Here is a 14043-nt window from a genome sequence, read left to right as displayed (position 1 = left end):
TCCGGGCTGCCCCTAGCATTCCTTGGGGCAGGTGGCAACGTGGTAGGTTGGGAACGGGTAGTAGCTCCGCCAAATTTAGCTGGGTGTCCCCTCAATCTTGATCTTGGGGATCGCTTCAAAAAAATCCGTGCCAACGGCAACAATGCAGCTTAAGCCGTTCGCGTGGGTCACCAGAACGGTGTAACTTCCCGTTTCCTTCGAGGTCCAAACCTCCATGACCGATTGCGCGCCGCGTGATTTCTGCAAACCGCCAAAGACCAGCTCTTCCGCGTAGCTGTCCTGCAGTTTGGTGATCACATGTTCGCGCTCTGCACAATTCTGGGCAAAGGCGGGTGGGGCCGTAGCGGCCATTCCAAATGTCAGGGCAATTGCAAACAAACGCTTGAACATGACAAGCTCCTTTCGATACGGGTTTCGTTTCGAGAGGGGCGCACTGGGAGGAGTATGCACCCCCCTCAGTCCATAATATCGGGATCGCAACGCACCGTTTCAAAGCACGAATGCTCAAGAAAAAGTTGGCAGCAAGTGATCCAGACAGGTACATCATAGCACAAAAACACGAATTCAATGTGTCCAACATCACAAGGCATGGCAGAATGGCAACACAACCCAGAGCGTGGCAGAGAATGCTGTCAGGCCGCAGGCTGGACCTGCTGGACCCAACCCCGGTGGATATCGAAATCGAAGATATCGCCCACGGATTGGCCTTTGTCGCCCGCTGGAACGGGCAAACAGAGGGGGATTTTGCCTATTCCGTGGCCGAGCATTCCTTGCTGGTCGAAGAGCTTTTTGGCCGGATTGCACCCAAAACCCCAGTGAAATGGCGGCTCGCGGCCTTGTTACACGACGCGCCGGAATATGTGATCGGCGATATGATCTCTCCGGTGAAATCCGCCGTAGGACCAGGGTACGGAGCGCTGGACGATCGGCTGGCGGCGGCCATTCACATCCGGTTTGGCCTACCCGCCGCAGTTCCCGCCACGGTCAAACGCCAAATCAAAAAAGCCGACAAGATCAGCGCCTGGATGGAGGCGACGCAAATCGCCGGATTCTCTGAGACAGAGGCCAGCAAGTTCTTTGGTCGCCCAGACAAGGCGGTTATTGACGGGTTAAAGATCAGGCTGCGCCCGCCGGTAGAGGTGCGGCAAGCGTATACGCAGCGGCATTTGGAGCTGATAGCGTCGCTCTGAATTGGTCGGGTTGATCAAACGGCCGAGTCGAGCCCAATGTGACTGGTGCTGCACAATGCACGAACGGCAGGTTTGGGAAGACGGCCCTTTGAAGAGGCTCCGGCTTCCGCAATCGGGTTTATGGATCGTCTGATTGCTCAAGAGGCGATTTGAACCAGGACCAATACTTCAGAATTTCGTCTTCCGCTTCGTCGAACTGCACATGGTAGTGGTGCCTGTGAGGAAAGGGCACGGCGACTTTGCCTTCAGAGTACCCATCAGCAGTGAGTTGCGCGGTCATTCGATCAAGATCGCCGTACGCAAAGATGTAGTTGTGCTGATCAAAAATGAACTGGCCCTCGCCGGAGAGTGACGAAACCCAAATTGCGTGCCGACCATCCTGCTCAAAGTACTCTTGGAAGGTGTACATGAACAACTCCAGATCATCGTAATCAATCGGCTCAGGGCTTTGGTACCTTGCGGGCTCATTTCCCAATCGTGAGGCAAGCAAAACATAAAGCACGCCAAAAGGACCACTTAGTGGTCGGCACAACTCCAACATTCGGCGCACCTCGTGCTGCTCAGACCCGATCAAAAGTCGGGAGTATTCGGGATATGTCTCTCGTTCCCAAACATTGGGAAAAGTAAATTCTGTCGGTTGAGATTCAGGAGAGCTCTCTCCTCCAGAAAACTTCACGTAGGAGCGCATGCGCATTGTTCCTTCGACCTCGTACTTGGTACTGATTGCTCATAGTTGGTCTGAACGCAACGGCTGTTCAGAAACCGATGAATAATTCAGACGGAATTAGCGGTAGCTCCCCGAAAGCGGCCATTGGTGCGGTCGCGACGAACGGCAGCTCCTGTCCGCACTGCGGACACCCGCCTCGCAGCGATAGACCAGAATGTCCCTCTCCCCGGTCAGGCTCTCGGATTCGGGTGGTTCGCTAGAGCCAAGACTGCCTGGCGCGCGGCATGACTTCATTCAGAAGACGCCGCGAAGCCCCAAAAATTTGGACGATCATAGCCAGTCACGCAGGATCGGGATCAGCGGAACATCCGCCGCGGGCATGGGGTAACTGCGCAGCTCATTGGCACGGACCCATTTCAGGGATTGCCCTTCTTTTGACTGCGGGATGCCGTCCCATTTGCGGCAAGCGAACAGCGGCATTAGCAGGTGGAAATCGTCGTAGCTGTGGCTGGCGAAGGTCAGCGGGGCGAGGCACGATGCCCAGGTATCAATGCCCAGCTCTTCCTGTAGCTCACGAATCAAGGCGGCCTCGGGGGTTTCACCGGGTTCGATCTTACCGCCCGGAAACTCCCACAGGCCGGCCATGGATTTACCCTCGGGCCGTTGCGCCAGCAGCACGCGGCCCTCGATATCGATCAGGGCGACGGCAGACACTAATATGGTTTTCACGACCGATAATCCGCGTTGATCTCGATATAGCCGTGGGTCAGGTCGCAGGTCCAAACGGTCGATTTCCCGTCGCCCAAACCCAGATCAACGGCAATCACCAGATCCTGATCTTTCATGTAGGTGGCGGCGTCCTCTTCGCGGTAGTCCGGGCTGACCCAGCCTTTTTCGGCCACCAGAATATCGCCAAAGGAAATGCTAAGCAGGTCACGATCTGCCGCAGCACCCGATTTGCCGATGGCCATGACGACGCGGCCCCAGTTCGGATCCTCGCCCGCAATGGCGGTTTTCACCAACGGAGAGTTGGCGATGGCCAGCCCGTGTACTTTGGCGTCGGCATCCGAGACGGCCCCAGTCACACGAATTTCCACGAATTTCGTCGCGCCTTCGCCGTCACGCACCACTTGCTGTGCGAGATCCAGCATGACGGATTCCAGTGCATTGGCGAATGGCCCGTTGCCAGTTGCAGCCACTCCGGACGCGCCTGTTGCACATAGTAACAGGGTGTCAGAGGTCGAGGTGTCGCTGTCCACGGTAATGCAGTTGAATGTCCGGCCCGTCTGGGCACCCAGCAACTGCTGCAACGCCGATTGTTCGACTTGAGCGTCGGTGAAGATGTAGACCAACATCGTCGCCATATCAGGCGCGATCATGCCAGACCCTTTGGCAATCCCCGCAATAGAGACTGTTTTGCCGTCAATCTCGACCTGAGCGCTGGCCCCTTTCGGGAAAGTGTCAGTTGTCATGATGGCCCGCGCGGCGTCTTCCACTGCATGCCTGCTGAGCCCGGACTTCAACGTCTCTAGCTGCGATACGATCCGCTCATGTGGCATCGGTTCGCCAATCACGCCCGTAGACGAGGTAAAAACCCGCTCGACCGCGACGCCGGTCGCGGTAGACACGGCCTGAATCACTTCGGAGACCGAGGTCTGACCGTAATGCCCGGTAAAGGCATTCGCGTTGCCGGAATTCACCAAAATCGCTGCAGGCCCGTCGCTGGGCCCGCCGATCTTGTCCTGACAATCCAGTACCGGCGCGGCGCGGGTGGCTGACCGGGTGAACACCCCGGCCACCGAAGTGCCGGGGTCCAGAACCGCCAGCATGACATCCGTGCGCCCTTGATATCGCACGCCCGCCTCGACCGTGGCAAAGCGGACGCCATCAATGGCGGGCAAATTCGGGAAGGCCGCTGGCGCCAGCGGCGACACCTTAGTGATCGTGGCCAAGGGGATTACTCCTGAATCAAGTCCGTTTGGCGCAGGATTTCGGGCCCGGCCCCTTCAAGTGCAGGACGTTCGATCTGTGCCTGTTGTGTCAGCTCGTCGATGCGTGCCTGAATCGCCTCTTGCTGAATGGTCTGAACCAATTCGTCGCGAACGGCTTCCAACCCAGGGGCTTCAGTTTTGCGCGTGTCATTCAGGACAACAAGATGCCAGCCAAACTGCGTTTGAACCGGGTCGGAGACCTGACCCTTTTCAAGCTCAAGCACAGCTGCTTCGAATTCGGGCACCATCCGGCCCTTGCCGAACCAACCCAACGCACCGCCACTTGGCCCTGAAGGACCCGTAGACTTTTCGCGCGCCAATTCGGCGAAATCGGCTCCGTCATCCAGTTGAGTCTTGATGGCTTTAGCTTCTTCTTCGGTTTCGACCAGAATGTGGCTGGCATCGTATTCGTCTTCACCGTCAAATTCGGCAAATTGTGCATCATACGCCGCCTGAACCGCCTCATCCGTCACAACTGCATCGCTCAGGGCATCAACTGTTTGCACCGCGTGCAAGGAGCGGGTTTCGTTTTCCAGCGTCAAGGCATGAAGCTTGGACAAACCATCTTGCTGCTGACCAAGCAGCTGCTGCTGAATGAGCTGTTCGAGAATGAAGTCAAACAGCACATCATCTTCGGCCTGCTGGTATTGCGGCGGCAATGTCGACGCGGTGGCAATGACGTGACCCAATGTGATCTCATCCCCGTTAACCCGGGCAACGACGGTGCTGGCGTCAGGCTTGGATTCTGCTGACAGCGGCAGCGCCATCACAGCCGCCAAGGCCAGCGATGGAAGAAAAGTGAGACCTTTGGGCATGGAATCATCCTATATTCTGGCCGCGACGGGGCGTGGCGTTGACACTTCAGAACCTGCCGCTTACATCGCCTTGAAGCCTTTGACAGGACCATCTTTCATCCCAGCTATCTATGGGTTGCGCGCAAGGTGGGCAAGCCTGTCGCAACCAAGACAAGAAAAGATCCGCTGGAGTGAACATGCTGGGACTCGGAACGCTCGCCAAAAAGGTGTTCGGAACACCGAACGACCGTAAGATCAAGGCGACCCGCCCGCTGGTCGAGCAGATCAATGCACTTGAACCAGAGTTCGAAAAACTGTCGGACGAGGGTCTGATTGAAAAAACCGCCGAGCTGCGCAAGCGTGCACTGGACGGCGAAGCCTTGGATGATCTGCTGCCCGAGGCCTTTGCCAACGTCCGTGAAGGCGCCAAACGCGCGCTGGGTTTGCGCGCCTTTGACGTGCAGTTGATGGGCGGGGCGTTTCTGCATCAAGGCAATATCTCGGAAATGAAGACGGGTGAGGGCAAGACTCTGGTTGCGACCCTGCCCGCGTATCTGAATGCGCTGACCGGCAAGGGCGTGCACGTCGTCACGGTGAACGAATATCTGGCCAAGCGCGACTCGGAATGGATGGGCAAGGTGTTTGCCGCCGTTGGTATGACCACGGGCGTGATCTGGTCGGGTCAGCCCGATGCCGAGAAAAAGTCCGCCTACGCGTGCGACATAACCTATGCCACCAATAACGAGCTGGGTTTTGATTACTTGCGCGACAATATGAAGGCCGATCTGGAAGACGTCTATCAAAAGTACCACAATTTCGCGATCGTCGACGAAGTGGATTCGATCCTGATCGACGAGGCCCGGACGCCGCTGATCATTTCCGGCCCTTCGGAGGATCGCTCGGACTTATACACGGCCATTGATGCGCTGATCCCATCGCTCAGCGACGATCACTTTGCGCTGGACGAAAAATCCCGAAACGTGACCTTTACCGATGAGGGTAACGAGTTTCTGGAAAGCCAGTTGCTGGCTGCCGAACTGATCCCGGAAGGTCACTCTCTGTACGATCCTGAAAGCACCACGGTCGTGCACCATGTCAATCAGGGCCTGCGGGCGCACAAGCTGTTCCAGCGCGACAAGGATTATATCGTCCGGGACGGCAATGTTGTTCTGATCGACGAGTTCACCGGCCGAATGATGCCGGGCCGCCGTTTATCCGAAGGTCTGCATCAGGCCATCGAAGCCAAGGAAAACGTGCAAATTCAGCCCGAGAACGTGACGTTGGCCAGCGTGACATTCCAGAACTATTTCCGTCTGTACGACAAGCTGGGCGGCATGACGGGTACCGCGCTGACCGAGGCAGAAGAATTTGCCGAGATTTATGGTCTGGGTGTGGTTGAGGTCCCGACCAACAGGCCCATCGCGCGTCTGGACGAAGACGACCAAGTATATCGCACCGGTGGCGAGAAATATGGCGCGATGATTCAGGAAACGAAGAAGGCCACCGAAAAGGGCCAACCGGTTCTTTTGGGTACAACCTCGATCGAGAAATCCGAATTGCTAAGCCAGTTGCTGACTGAAGAAGGTATCGAACATAATGTTCTGAACGCCCGCCAGCACGAACAAGAGGCCCAGATCGTAGCCGATGCTGGGCGCTATAGCGCAGTGACCATCGCTACCAACATGGCTGGTCGCGGTACCGACATTCAGCTAGGCGGCAATGTCGAAATGAAGGTGCTGCAGGCCCTGGCGGAAAACCCCGAGGCCGACCCAGCGGAGCTGCGCGCCGCCGAAGAATCACGTCATGCGGAAGAAAAGCAAAAGGTGATTGAGGCTGGTGGTCTGTATGTGATGGCGTCCGAGCGTCACGAAAGCCGCCGCATCGACAACCAGCTGCGCGGACGTTCCGGTCGTCAGGGTGACCCGGGCCGCACTGTTTTCTACCTGAGCCTTGAAGACGATCTGATGCGCATTTTCGGCTCGGAACGTCTCGACAAGGTTCTGACCACATTGGGCATGAAAGAAGGCGAGGCGATTGTGCACCCCTGGGTGAACAAGTCGCTGGAACGCGCGCAGTCCAAGGTCGAAGGCCGCAACTTTGACATGCGCAAGAACGTTCTGAAATTCGACGACGTGATGAACGATCAGCGTAAGGTGATCTTCAGCCAACGTCGCGAGATCATGTCGACCGGCGATCTGTCCGAAATCGTATCGGATATGCGCGAACAGGTGATTGACGATCTGATTGACGAATACATGCCACCTAAATCCTATGCGGATCAGTGGGATACCGATGGCTTGCACGAGGCCATCAAAGACAAGCTGAGCATTGATGCCCCGGTTCAGAACTGGGCTGCCGAAGAAGGCGTGGATGATGAACAGGTCCGCGAGCGGTTGATCAAGTCCGCCGACGAAATGATGGCACAAAAGGCCGTCGCATTCGGGCCGGAGAACATGCGCAATATCGAAAAACAGGTGTTGCTGCAGACCATTGATGGCAAGTGGCGTGAGCACCTGCTGACGCTGGAGCATCTGCGCTCGGTCGTTGGTTTCCGTGGTTACGCCCAGCGCGATCCGCTGAACGAATACAAGACCGAAAGTTTCCAGCTGTTCGAAGGCATGCTGGATAGTCTGCGCGAAACCGTATCGCAGCAGCTGTCACGCGTGCGCCCTCTGACCGAAGAAGAGCAAAAGGAAATGCTCGCCCAGATGGCGGCCCAGCAGGCCCAGACCCAAAAGGCCGTGGATCAGGCTGCAGGTCAGGCCGAAGCGGCTGCTGAGGCCGAAGCGTCAGGCGACCCGCTTCCCGGGTTTGTCGAAGACGATCCGTCAACCTGGGGAAATCCGTCGCGCAATGACAAATGCCCGTGCGGATCGGGGAAGAAATTCAAGCATTGTCATGGCAGGCTGACCTGACGTCACCCACAGTCAAACACAATGAGTCCGCCCCTCGGCCACAAATTAGCCGCTATTGTTAACGACATTCCGACTCGCTCCTGACACGGGGGGAGAGTGAATTGTTCGTTGTACGGAACTATGTGACCATGTGCGGCACAGTAGCTTGTGCCTTAGGCATTGGTTATCTGATGCAGAATGGAACATCCGCGCAGCCAAGCGGCGCGCAGGACGGTGTGTCTGTGGCTTCGACTACCGATCAGGCCTCGGTTCTTGCTGGCCTAGAGAGCATCGTGTTGACATCTTCTTCACCGACCGCTGCAGTCACAGAACATACAAGCGTTGTGTCCAAGACCACGCGCACTTTGCCAGCTCCCAAACGAACCCAAACAAACTGCGCCATGGGCGCACGCGCCGTCGCGGTGCCCGGTGCCAAAGCACGGTTGCGTCTAAAAGCCCCATGCCACCAGGAAGAACGGGTCGAAATCCATCACAGCGGACTGACTGTCACCCAGATGACCGACAAGAACGGTGCACTGAACCTGACCATTCCCGCACTGTCAGAATATGCGATTTTTCTGATTTCGTTCGAAGATGAAACCGGGACCGTTGCGACAACCCATGTTCCGGACATTGCCGAACACGAGCGCGTCGTACTGCAATGGCAGGGCGATACCGCGCTGCAGATTCATGCGCTGGAATTTGGTGCCAGCTATGGTGGCGAAGGCCATGTCTGGGCCGACACGTCCGCATATGGGGCGGGCAACGTCGTTCGCCTTGGCCATTCCGGACTTGTTGATGCACAAAACATCGAAGTTTATTCCTTCCCAGCGGGTCAGGCGGACCAGTCCGGTACAATAGATCTGACCGTCGAAGCTGAAGTGACAGAGGCAAACTGCGGACAGACTCTGAGCCTGCAGTCACTGGAACTGCGGGCAGACCGCCGCCTGCGGTCACGGGATTTGATACTGAATTTGCCGGATTGTTCGCAGGCTGGTGAGTTTCTGGTGTTGAATAATCTGCTCCAAGACCTGAAAGTTGCGGCAAAGTAATCCGCAAGCAGGCTTGACCATCTTATGACATTTCTTCGTGCAGCCGCTGCTGCACTGTTTTCGATGACGCTGGCATCAGGCGTCATGGCGCAGGACATCACCCTCACGTCGCATGACGGCAAGGTCGAGGTGGCCGGCAACCTGTTGGGGTTCGACGGGGAATTCTATCGGGTCGACACCCAATTCGGCGAGTTGACCGTTGATGGATCCGGCGTCACTTGCGACGGGCCGGCCTGCCCCAACCTGACCGATTTCGTGGCCGAGGTTCGGTTTTCCGGCTCATCGGTGATGGCTGAAACGGTCCTTCCCGCCTTGATTATTGGCTTCGCCCGGCAAGAGGGTTTGACCGCAACGCCTGCGCGCGTAGATCAAAGCACGTTTCAGTACGAGTTGTACCAAAACGGACGGCAAGCCCCGCTGGCGCGTCTGTTCTTTCACCTGGGCAACACGGATCAGGGATTTACCGATCTGATCGAAAACAACACAGACATCGTCATGGCCTTGCGCGAAATCCGAGAGGCCGAACGCGAGGCGGCCCAATCAGCGGGTCTTGGCGATCTGAAACAGACCCGCCGGTCTCGGGTTGTGGCGCTGGATGCCATGGTGCCGGTGGTGGCGAAGGACAATGTGGCGCGTCAGATCTCGCCCGCCGATCTGGCGAGGGTTTTATCAGGTGAGATTACCAATTGGTCAGGCCTTGGCGGGCCGGATGCACCAATTGCCTTGCACATGCCGGATGCGGGGTCGGGACTGGCGCAAGCGGTTGAGGATCAGATTTTGATGCCTGTTGGTGGTGAACTGGCAGCCTCTGCCATCCGGCATTCACGGGGCAACGATCTGGTCCGCGCGGTTGCAGATGATGCTTTTGCCATCGGAATTTCGAGCCAAGCTTTGGCCGAAGCGGCCCGTGCACTGCCGCTTACAGGGGGATGTGGGCATGCGCTGGCTGCCACCCGTCAGTCAATCAAGACCGAAGACTACCCGCTGACATCGCCTATGTTCTTGTATTTGCCCGAACGCCGACTGCCACGGGTGGCACGTCAATTCTTGTCCTATAGCCAAAGCCCGGATGCTCAGATGGCGATCCGACAGGCTGGTTTTGTCGACCAGACGCCAGAAACGATGCAGATCGGCCTTCAGGGCGACCGTCTGGCGAACGCAATCGTCACCGGCAGCGCCGAGGTCGGGTTGGAAGAACTGCAACGCATGATCGAGACACTGCGTCCCCTGTCGCGCCTGTCCTTGTCTTTCCGGTTCGAGACCGGATCGTCCAGACCCGACGCGCAATCACGATCAAACATCCTGCACCTGGCGCAAGCGCTTGAGGCCGGCAGGTTCGACGCCCGCAAACTGGTCTTTGTCGGGTTCAGCGACGGTGACGGAGCCGCCGTAGCCAACGCCCGCATTGCATTGCGGCGGGCCCAAACCGTGCGCAATGCCGTTTTGGCCGCCGTCGAAACCGCCATCCCGGACAGTGTTGAGGTTTCAGTTGAGGGGTTCGGCGAGGCAATGCCGATGGCTTGTGACGACACCGAATGGGGCCGCAAAGTCAATCGTCGGGTCGAGGTATGGGTGCAGTAACCGTTACAGGTAGCCTTCTGACCGAAAACTAAGCTCGATTGATTTCCCGATGATCAGATGGTCGTGCAGGGTCAACCCAAGTGCTGTGCAGGCATCCTGAATGCGATTGGTCATATCGATATCCGATTGCGACGGGGTCGGATCGCCCGACGGGTGGTTGTGGACCAGAATCAACGCCGAGGCATTAAGCTCCAACGCGCGTTTGGCCACCTCGCGAGGATAGACTGGCACGTGATCCACGGTGCCTTTGGCTTGCTCCTCATCCGCGATCAGAACGTTTTTGCGATCCAGATAGAACACCCGGAATTGCTCAGTCTCGCGATGGGCCATGGTGGTATGACAATAGTCCACCAGCGCGTCCCAGCCCGACATCACATGTCGCCGCATCACCCGGGCGCGGGCCATTCGATGCGCGCAAGCTTCGAGGATTTTTAGGTCGGTGATCACCGTGTCGCCGACACCTTTGATGTCACGCAGCCGTTCCTCGGGGGCTGTCAGGACACGGTTGAAATCACCAAAGGTATCCATAAGCGCGCGCGCCAGTGGTTTCACGTCCTGCCGGGGAATCGATCTGAACAGAACCAGCTCCAGCAGTTCATAGTCCGGCATCGCCGCCGAGCCACCCGACATGAACCTTTCACGCAGCCGCCGCCGGTGGTCTTTGATGTAGGAGGGTAACCGACCAGACGGCAGCGGCTGCGCGGGCGCTTCGTCCGTGTCAAACAGCATCGGGGCTTCGGCAAAGGCGTCCTGTGTCATACCGCCAGACTGGCGCAGAATCGGTTTCCGAATGATTAACGCATCTCACCCGCCATGCGCGCCGTGGCGCGGCGGACGATCATGTGCAGAAGAATCGAGAACACACCCAGCGTCAGCATCGCGGCAAACATCAGATCGGTCTTGGCGCGACCATTGGCCAACAACATCAGATAGCCCAACCCCTGCGATGAACCGACCCATTCGCCGATCACCGCCCCGATTGGCGCATAGACCGCTGACAACCGCATCCCCGAGGCCAGAGAGGGCAAGGCGGCCGGAACGCGGATATGCCACAGAACCGTTCGGCGGCTGGCTTGCATCGTGCGGGCCAGATCCAGATAGCCAGAGGGCGTGCGCATCAGCCCGTCGAAGAATGACGAAGTGATCGGGAAGTAGATGATCAGAACTGCCATCGCCACTTTAGACCAGAGCCCATAGCCCAGCCAGAGGGTCAGCAGCGGCGCCAGCGCAAACACCGGTAGCGCCTGCGTGAACACCAGCATCGGCTGTACCAGCACCCGCGCGGCACGGGAATTGGCCAGTTGCAGCGCGGTGATCACGCCCAGAACCGTGCCAAACGCCATGCCGATCACAACCTCAACGGCGGTGATCCAGGTGTGTTCGGCGATCAGCCAGCGGTTCTGCCACCACGTCTCGGCCACCAGAGCGGGACCAGGAAGGATGAACTTTGGCAATCCGGTCAGACTGACAATGCCCTGCCAGATGGCGAGGGCGAACAGCGTCGCGGCGAGGGCTGAGAGATATTTCATGCCGCATCCTCACGCAGCAGCCGCAGCAACGCGCCTTGGGTTTCCAGCGTCTCAAGATCATCCACCTTGCGCGGTGCCAGGGCGTGGGGCGGTTGGCAGGGCGTCAACCCGGCCGGTGTCATGACAACAATCGATTGGCCCAGTCGGGCGGCCTCACCCGGATCGTGGGTGACCAGCAGGACGGTGCGGCCCTGTAGCGCCTCGGCAGCCAATTCTTGCATATCGGCCCGAGTGCGGGCGTCGAGGGCTGAAAAAGGCTCATCAAGTAGAACAATCGGGCGGTCTTCCATCAGCGTGCGCGCCAGCGCCACGCGCTGACGCTGGCCGCCGGACAGTTCGGAGGGTTTCTTAGCCATGTGATCTTGCAGCCGCATCCGCTCGATCAATCGGTCGCGACGTGTGAGATCGGGCTTTTCCCCACGCAACCGCGCGCCCAGTGAGACGTTCTGTGCCACGGTAGCCCATGGCAGCAACAGATCATCCTGTGCCATATACGCGACCCGTTGGGCGACCGGCCCGCCATCGCTGGCAGTGATTTCGCCCGTGAAAACAGCGCCCGTTTCCAACCCGGCAATCAGGCGCAGAACCGTCGTCTTTCCAACGCCCGACCCGCCCAGCAAACACGTCCATTGCCCTGCCCCAAGGGTCAGGGTCAACGGCGCGAACAAAGCCGCGCTGTCGATACTGGCATGTCCACTAATCGTAAGGTCGGGCGCTGGGATCATGGGGTCAGGCCCATCTGCCAAAAATTGACCTCGAGCATCGTTGCCGTTTCAAAGGTCTTGCATAGATCGGTCCACACCGGCAGCGTATCATAGCTCGCGCCTAATCGCCGGACCAACGCACCATCCAGCAACGCGCCAATATCGTGGCAATAGCTTTGATACTGATCGCCCGCATAGGTGTCGATCCAGGGGCGGTAGGTCTCAGAGGTCGCTTCCTGCGCCAATCGCGACCCGATCTCGGCATAGCCGATGACACAAGGCACCAGCGCAGCAAGCAAGGTCAGGTAGTCGCCGGAATACCCAGATTCGAGGACGAAGCGCGTGTAGGCGAGGTTTTCGGGCCGCTCGGGCGTTGCAAACAGCTCTTCCCGAGAAATACCCGCATCAGCACAGACGCCCACATGCAACATCATCTCTTCATGCATCAGCCCGTTTACCGTGGCCGAGGCGACCTGCATTTCTTCATGGGTCTGCGCCTTGACCACCGCCAGCGCCCAAGCGCGCGAGAAATGGGTCAGGAACACATAGTCCTGTCGCAGGTAATGCAGGAACGCCTCACCCGGGAGGGTGCCGTCCTTCAGCCCTTCGACGAAGGCGTGGCGGGTATAGTCCCGCCACGGCCCCTGCGCTGCATCGCGCATCAGCGCAAATGCTTTGCCGTACCCGCTCATTTCGCGGTCACGTCGATGGCGATGTCGCTGACCGGGTTGATGCTGTCGATCATGCCGCTGTCTTTCAGGAACGCCTCGAACCTTGCATAGCGTCCGGCCTCAAGACCCGCCGGGCGCAAGGCAAAACGAGGCAGCGTGTCGACCCATGCGCGGGCGTTCAGCTCATCCTGCAATTCGGGCGAGGTGCCCGAGAAGATTTCCCAGCTCTTTTCCGGGTTGTTGACGATGTACTGCGTCGCCTTTTCGGTCGCGGCCAGGAAACGGGTAACCTTGTCGATGTCCATCGTCTCGGGGTTGGCGACATAGATCAGCTCATCATAGGCGGGAACGCCTTCTTCCTCGATGTAAAAACAGGTGCCGGGGACACCTTCGATATCCATCTGGTTCAGTTCGAAATTGCGATAAGCCCCGATCACCGCATCCACCTGACCGGTCATCAATGACGGCGAGAGCGAGAAGTTCACGTTAATCAGCTCTACCTCGTCGAGCGTGACGCCGTATTTGCCCAGAACGGTGGTCAGAACCGCCTCTTCCACACCAGCAACTGAAAAGCCGATTTTCTTGCCCTTGAGGTCGGCGGGCGATTTGATCGGGCCATCTTCCAGAACCAGCAGGCAGTTCAGCGGGGTGGCAACCAACGTACCAACGCGTTTCAGCGGCAGGCCTTCGTGGATTTGCAGGTGCAGCTGCGGCTGGTAAGACACGGCCAGATCGGCCTGACCAGCGGCCACCAGACGCGGCGGGGCCGAGGGATCGGCGGGTGGGATGATTTCGACCTCAAGGCCCTGCTCGGCGAAATAGCCGTTCTCCTGCGCCACGATGATCGGGCCGTGGTCGGGGTTGATGAACCAGTCCAGCAGAACGGTCATTTTGTCGTCGGCCCAGGCCGGCGCAGCGGCCAGCAGGGCGATTGCCGCGATCAGTTTCTTCATGTCTCACATTTCCTTCT

General features: G+C 58.3%; 14 protein-coding genes. 4 read left to right on the top strand and 10 right to left on the bottom strand.

Going from position 1 to position 14043, the window contains the following annotated elements; translation table 11 throughout:
• Positions 1-75: 75 nt before the first annotated feature.
• A complete protein-coding gene (locus D9K61_RS09905) occupies positions 76-390 on the bottom strand; it encodes a hypothetical protein (RefSeq protein WP_120633089.1) in 315 nt (104 codons plus the stop codon).
• Positions 391-596: 206 nt separating this feature from the next.
• Here D9K61_RS09905 and D9K61_RS09900 point away from each other — a divergent pair, with 206 nt between their 5' ends.
• Entirely contained in the window at positions 597-1190 is a 594-nt protein-coding gene (locus tag D9K61_RS09900) for an HD domain-containing protein (RefSeq protein WP_120633119.1), read from the top strand.
• Between the two features lie 118 nt (positions 1191-1308).
• On the opposite strand, the gene D9K61_RS09895 is transcribed toward D9K61_RS09900, so the two are convergent.
• The 4 genes from D9K61_RS09895 to D9K61_RS09880 all read right to left on the bottom strand — a co-directional run bounded on the left by D9K61_RS09895 (position 1309) and on the right by D9K61_RS09880 (position 4663).
• The gene (locus tag D9K61_RS09895) at positions 1309-1884 is read right to left on the bottom strand and encodes a hypothetical protein (RefSeq protein ID WP_162946824.1); all 576 of its coding nucleotides are present in this window, start codon (positions 1882-1884) and stop codon (positions 1309-1311) included.
• 303 nt (positions 1885-2187) lie between these two features.
• Complete coding sequence (gene mutT, locus D9K61_RS09890; RefSeq protein ID WP_120633087.1) at positions 2188-2586, bottom strand: 8-oxo-dGTP diphosphatase MutT; 399 nt, start codon at positions 2584-2586, stop codon at positions 2188-2190.
• On the bottom strand, positions 2583-3809 hold the full coding sequence (gene argJ / locus D9K61_RS09885) for a bifunctional glutamate N-acetyltransferase/amino-acid acetyltransferase ArgJ (protein ID WP_120633086.1): 1227 nt from the start codon (positions 3807-3809) through the stop codon (positions 2583-2585). Before argJ ends, mutT begins: the two co-directional genes overlap by 4 nt.
• Before the next feature lie 5 nt (positions 3810-3814).
• The gene (locus D9K61_RS09880) at positions 3815-4663 is read right to left on the bottom strand and encodes a peptidylprolyl isomerase (RefSeq protein WP_120633085.1); all 849 of its coding nucleotides are present in this window, start codon (positions 4661-4663) and stop codon (positions 3815-3817) included.
• A gap of 176 nt (positions 4664-4839) precedes the next feature.
• On the opposite strand from D9K61_RS09880, the gene secA reads away from it, so the two are divergent.
• The 3 genes from secA (at position 4840) to D9K61_RS09865 (ending at position 10169) form a co-directional block, all read left to right on the top strand.
• Entirely contained in the window at positions 4840-7557 is a 2718-nt protein-coding gene (gene secA, locus D9K61_RS09875) for a preprotein translocase subunit SecA (protein ID WP_120633118.1), read from the top strand.
• Positions 7558-7658: 101 nt separating this feature from the next.
• Positions 7659-8588 carry a hypothetical protein gene (locus D9K61_RS09870; RefSeq protein ID WP_120633084.1) on the top strand — a complete coding sequence of 310 codons (930 nt, stop codon included), beginning with the start codon at positions 7659-7661 and terminating at the stop codon, positions 8586-8588.
• Between the two features lie 24 nt (positions 8589-8612).
• On the top strand, positions 8613-10169 hold the full coding sequence (locus D9K61_RS09865; protein ID WP_120633083.1) for a phosphate ABC transporter substrate-binding/OmpA family protein: 1557 nt from the start codon (positions 8613-8615) through the stop codon (positions 10167-10169).
• 3 nt (positions 10170-10172) lie between these two features.
• On the opposite strand, the gene radC is transcribed toward D9K61_RS09865, so the two are convergent.
• The 5 genes from radC to D9K61_RS09840 are packed head-to-tail and all read right to left on the bottom strand — an operon-like array spanning position 10173 to position 14026.
• On the bottom strand, positions 10173-10928 hold the full coding sequence (radC, locus tag D9K61_RS09860) for a DNA repair protein RadC (RefSeq protein ID WP_120633082.1): 756 nt from the start codon (positions 10926-10928) through the stop codon (positions 10173-10175).
• Positions 10929-10963: 35 nt separating this feature from the next.
• Positions 10964-11698, bottom strand: a complete 735-nt coding sequence (locus tag D9K61_RS09855; RefSeq protein WP_120633081.1) for an ABC transporter permease — start codon at positions 11696-11698, stop codon at positions 10964-10966.
• A complete protein-coding gene (locus tag D9K61_RS09850) occupies positions 11695-12423 on the bottom strand; it encodes an ABC transporter ATP-binding protein (RefSeq protein ID WP_120633080.1) in 729 nt (242 codons plus the stop codon). Before D9K61_RS09850 ends, D9K61_RS09855 begins: the two co-directional genes overlap by 4 nt.
• The gene (gene tenA, locus D9K61_RS09845; RefSeq protein WP_120633079.1) at positions 12420-13094 is read right to left on the bottom strand and encodes a thiaminase II; all 675 of its coding nucleotides are present in this window, start codon (positions 13092-13094) and stop codon (positions 12420-12422) included. Before tenA ends, D9K61_RS09850 begins: the two co-directional genes overlap by 4 nt.
• Positions 13091-14026: an ABC transporter substrate-binding protein gene (locus D9K61_RS09840; protein WP_120633078.1), complete on the bottom strand. Its 936-nt coding sequence runs from the start codon at positions 14024-14026 to the stop codon at positions 13091-13093. Before D9K61_RS09840 ends, tenA begins: the two co-directional genes overlap by 4 nt.
• Between the last annotated feature and the right edge of the window lie 17 nt (positions 14027-14043).

The sequence above is a fragment of the Ruegeria sp. EL01 genome, assembly GCF_900313035.1.
GTDB lineage: Bacteria > Pseudomonadota > Alphaproteobacteria > Rhodobacterales > Rhodobacteraceae > Ruegeria.
This window is presented reverse-complemented; position numbering and strand designations above follow the sequence as displayed.

What these genes read in the sequence shown, in the direction of transcription:
- D9K61_RS09865 (WP_120633083.1), top strand. Translation starts at nt 8,613, where the DNA reads ATGACATTTCTTCGTGCAGCCGCTGCTGCACTGTTTTCGATGACGCTG.
- D9K61_RS09855 (WP_120633081.1), bottom strand. Translation starts at nt 11,698, where the DNA reads ATGAAATATCTCTCAGCCCTCGCCGCGACGCTGTTCGCCCTCGCCATC.
- D9K61_RS09850 (WP_120633080.1), bottom strand. Translation starts at nt 12,423, where the DNA reads ATGATCCCAGCGCCCGACCTTACGATTAGTGGACATGCCAGTATCGAC.
- D9K61_RS09900 (WP_120633119.1), top strand. Translation starts at nt 597, where the DNA reads ATGGCAACACAACCCAGAGCGTGGCAGAGAATGCTGTCAGGCCGCAGG.
- D9K61_RS09895 (WP_162946824.1), bottom strand. Translation starts at nt 1,884, where the DNA reads ATGCGCATGCGCTCCTACGTGAAGTTTTCTGGAGGAGAGAGCTCTCCT.
- D9K61_RS09905 (WP_120633089.1), bottom strand. Translation starts at nt 390, where the DNA reads ATGTTCAAGCGTTTGTTTGCAATTGCCCTGACATTTGGAATGGCCGCT.
- tenA (WP_120633079.1), bottom strand. Translation starts at nt 13,094, where the DNA reads ATGAGCGGGTACGGCAAAGCATTTGCGCTGATGCGCGATGCAGCGCAG.
- D9K61_RS09840 (WP_120633078.1), bottom strand. Translation starts at nt 14,026, where the DNA reads ATGAAGAAACTGATCGCGGCAATCGCCCTGCTGGCCGCTGCGCCGGCC.
- secA (WP_120633118.1), top strand. Translation starts at nt 4,840, where the DNA reads ATGCTGGGACTCGGAACGCTCGCCAAAAAGGTGTTCGGAACACCGAAC.
- D9K61_RS09880 (WP_120633085.1), bottom strand. Translation starts at nt 4,663, where the DNA reads ATGCCCAAAGGTCTCACTTTTCTTCCATCGCTGGCCTTGGCGGCTGTG.
- radC (WP_120633082.1), bottom strand. Translation starts at nt 10,928, where the DNA reads ATGACACAGGACGCCTTTGCCGAAGCCCCGATGCTGTTTGACACGGAC.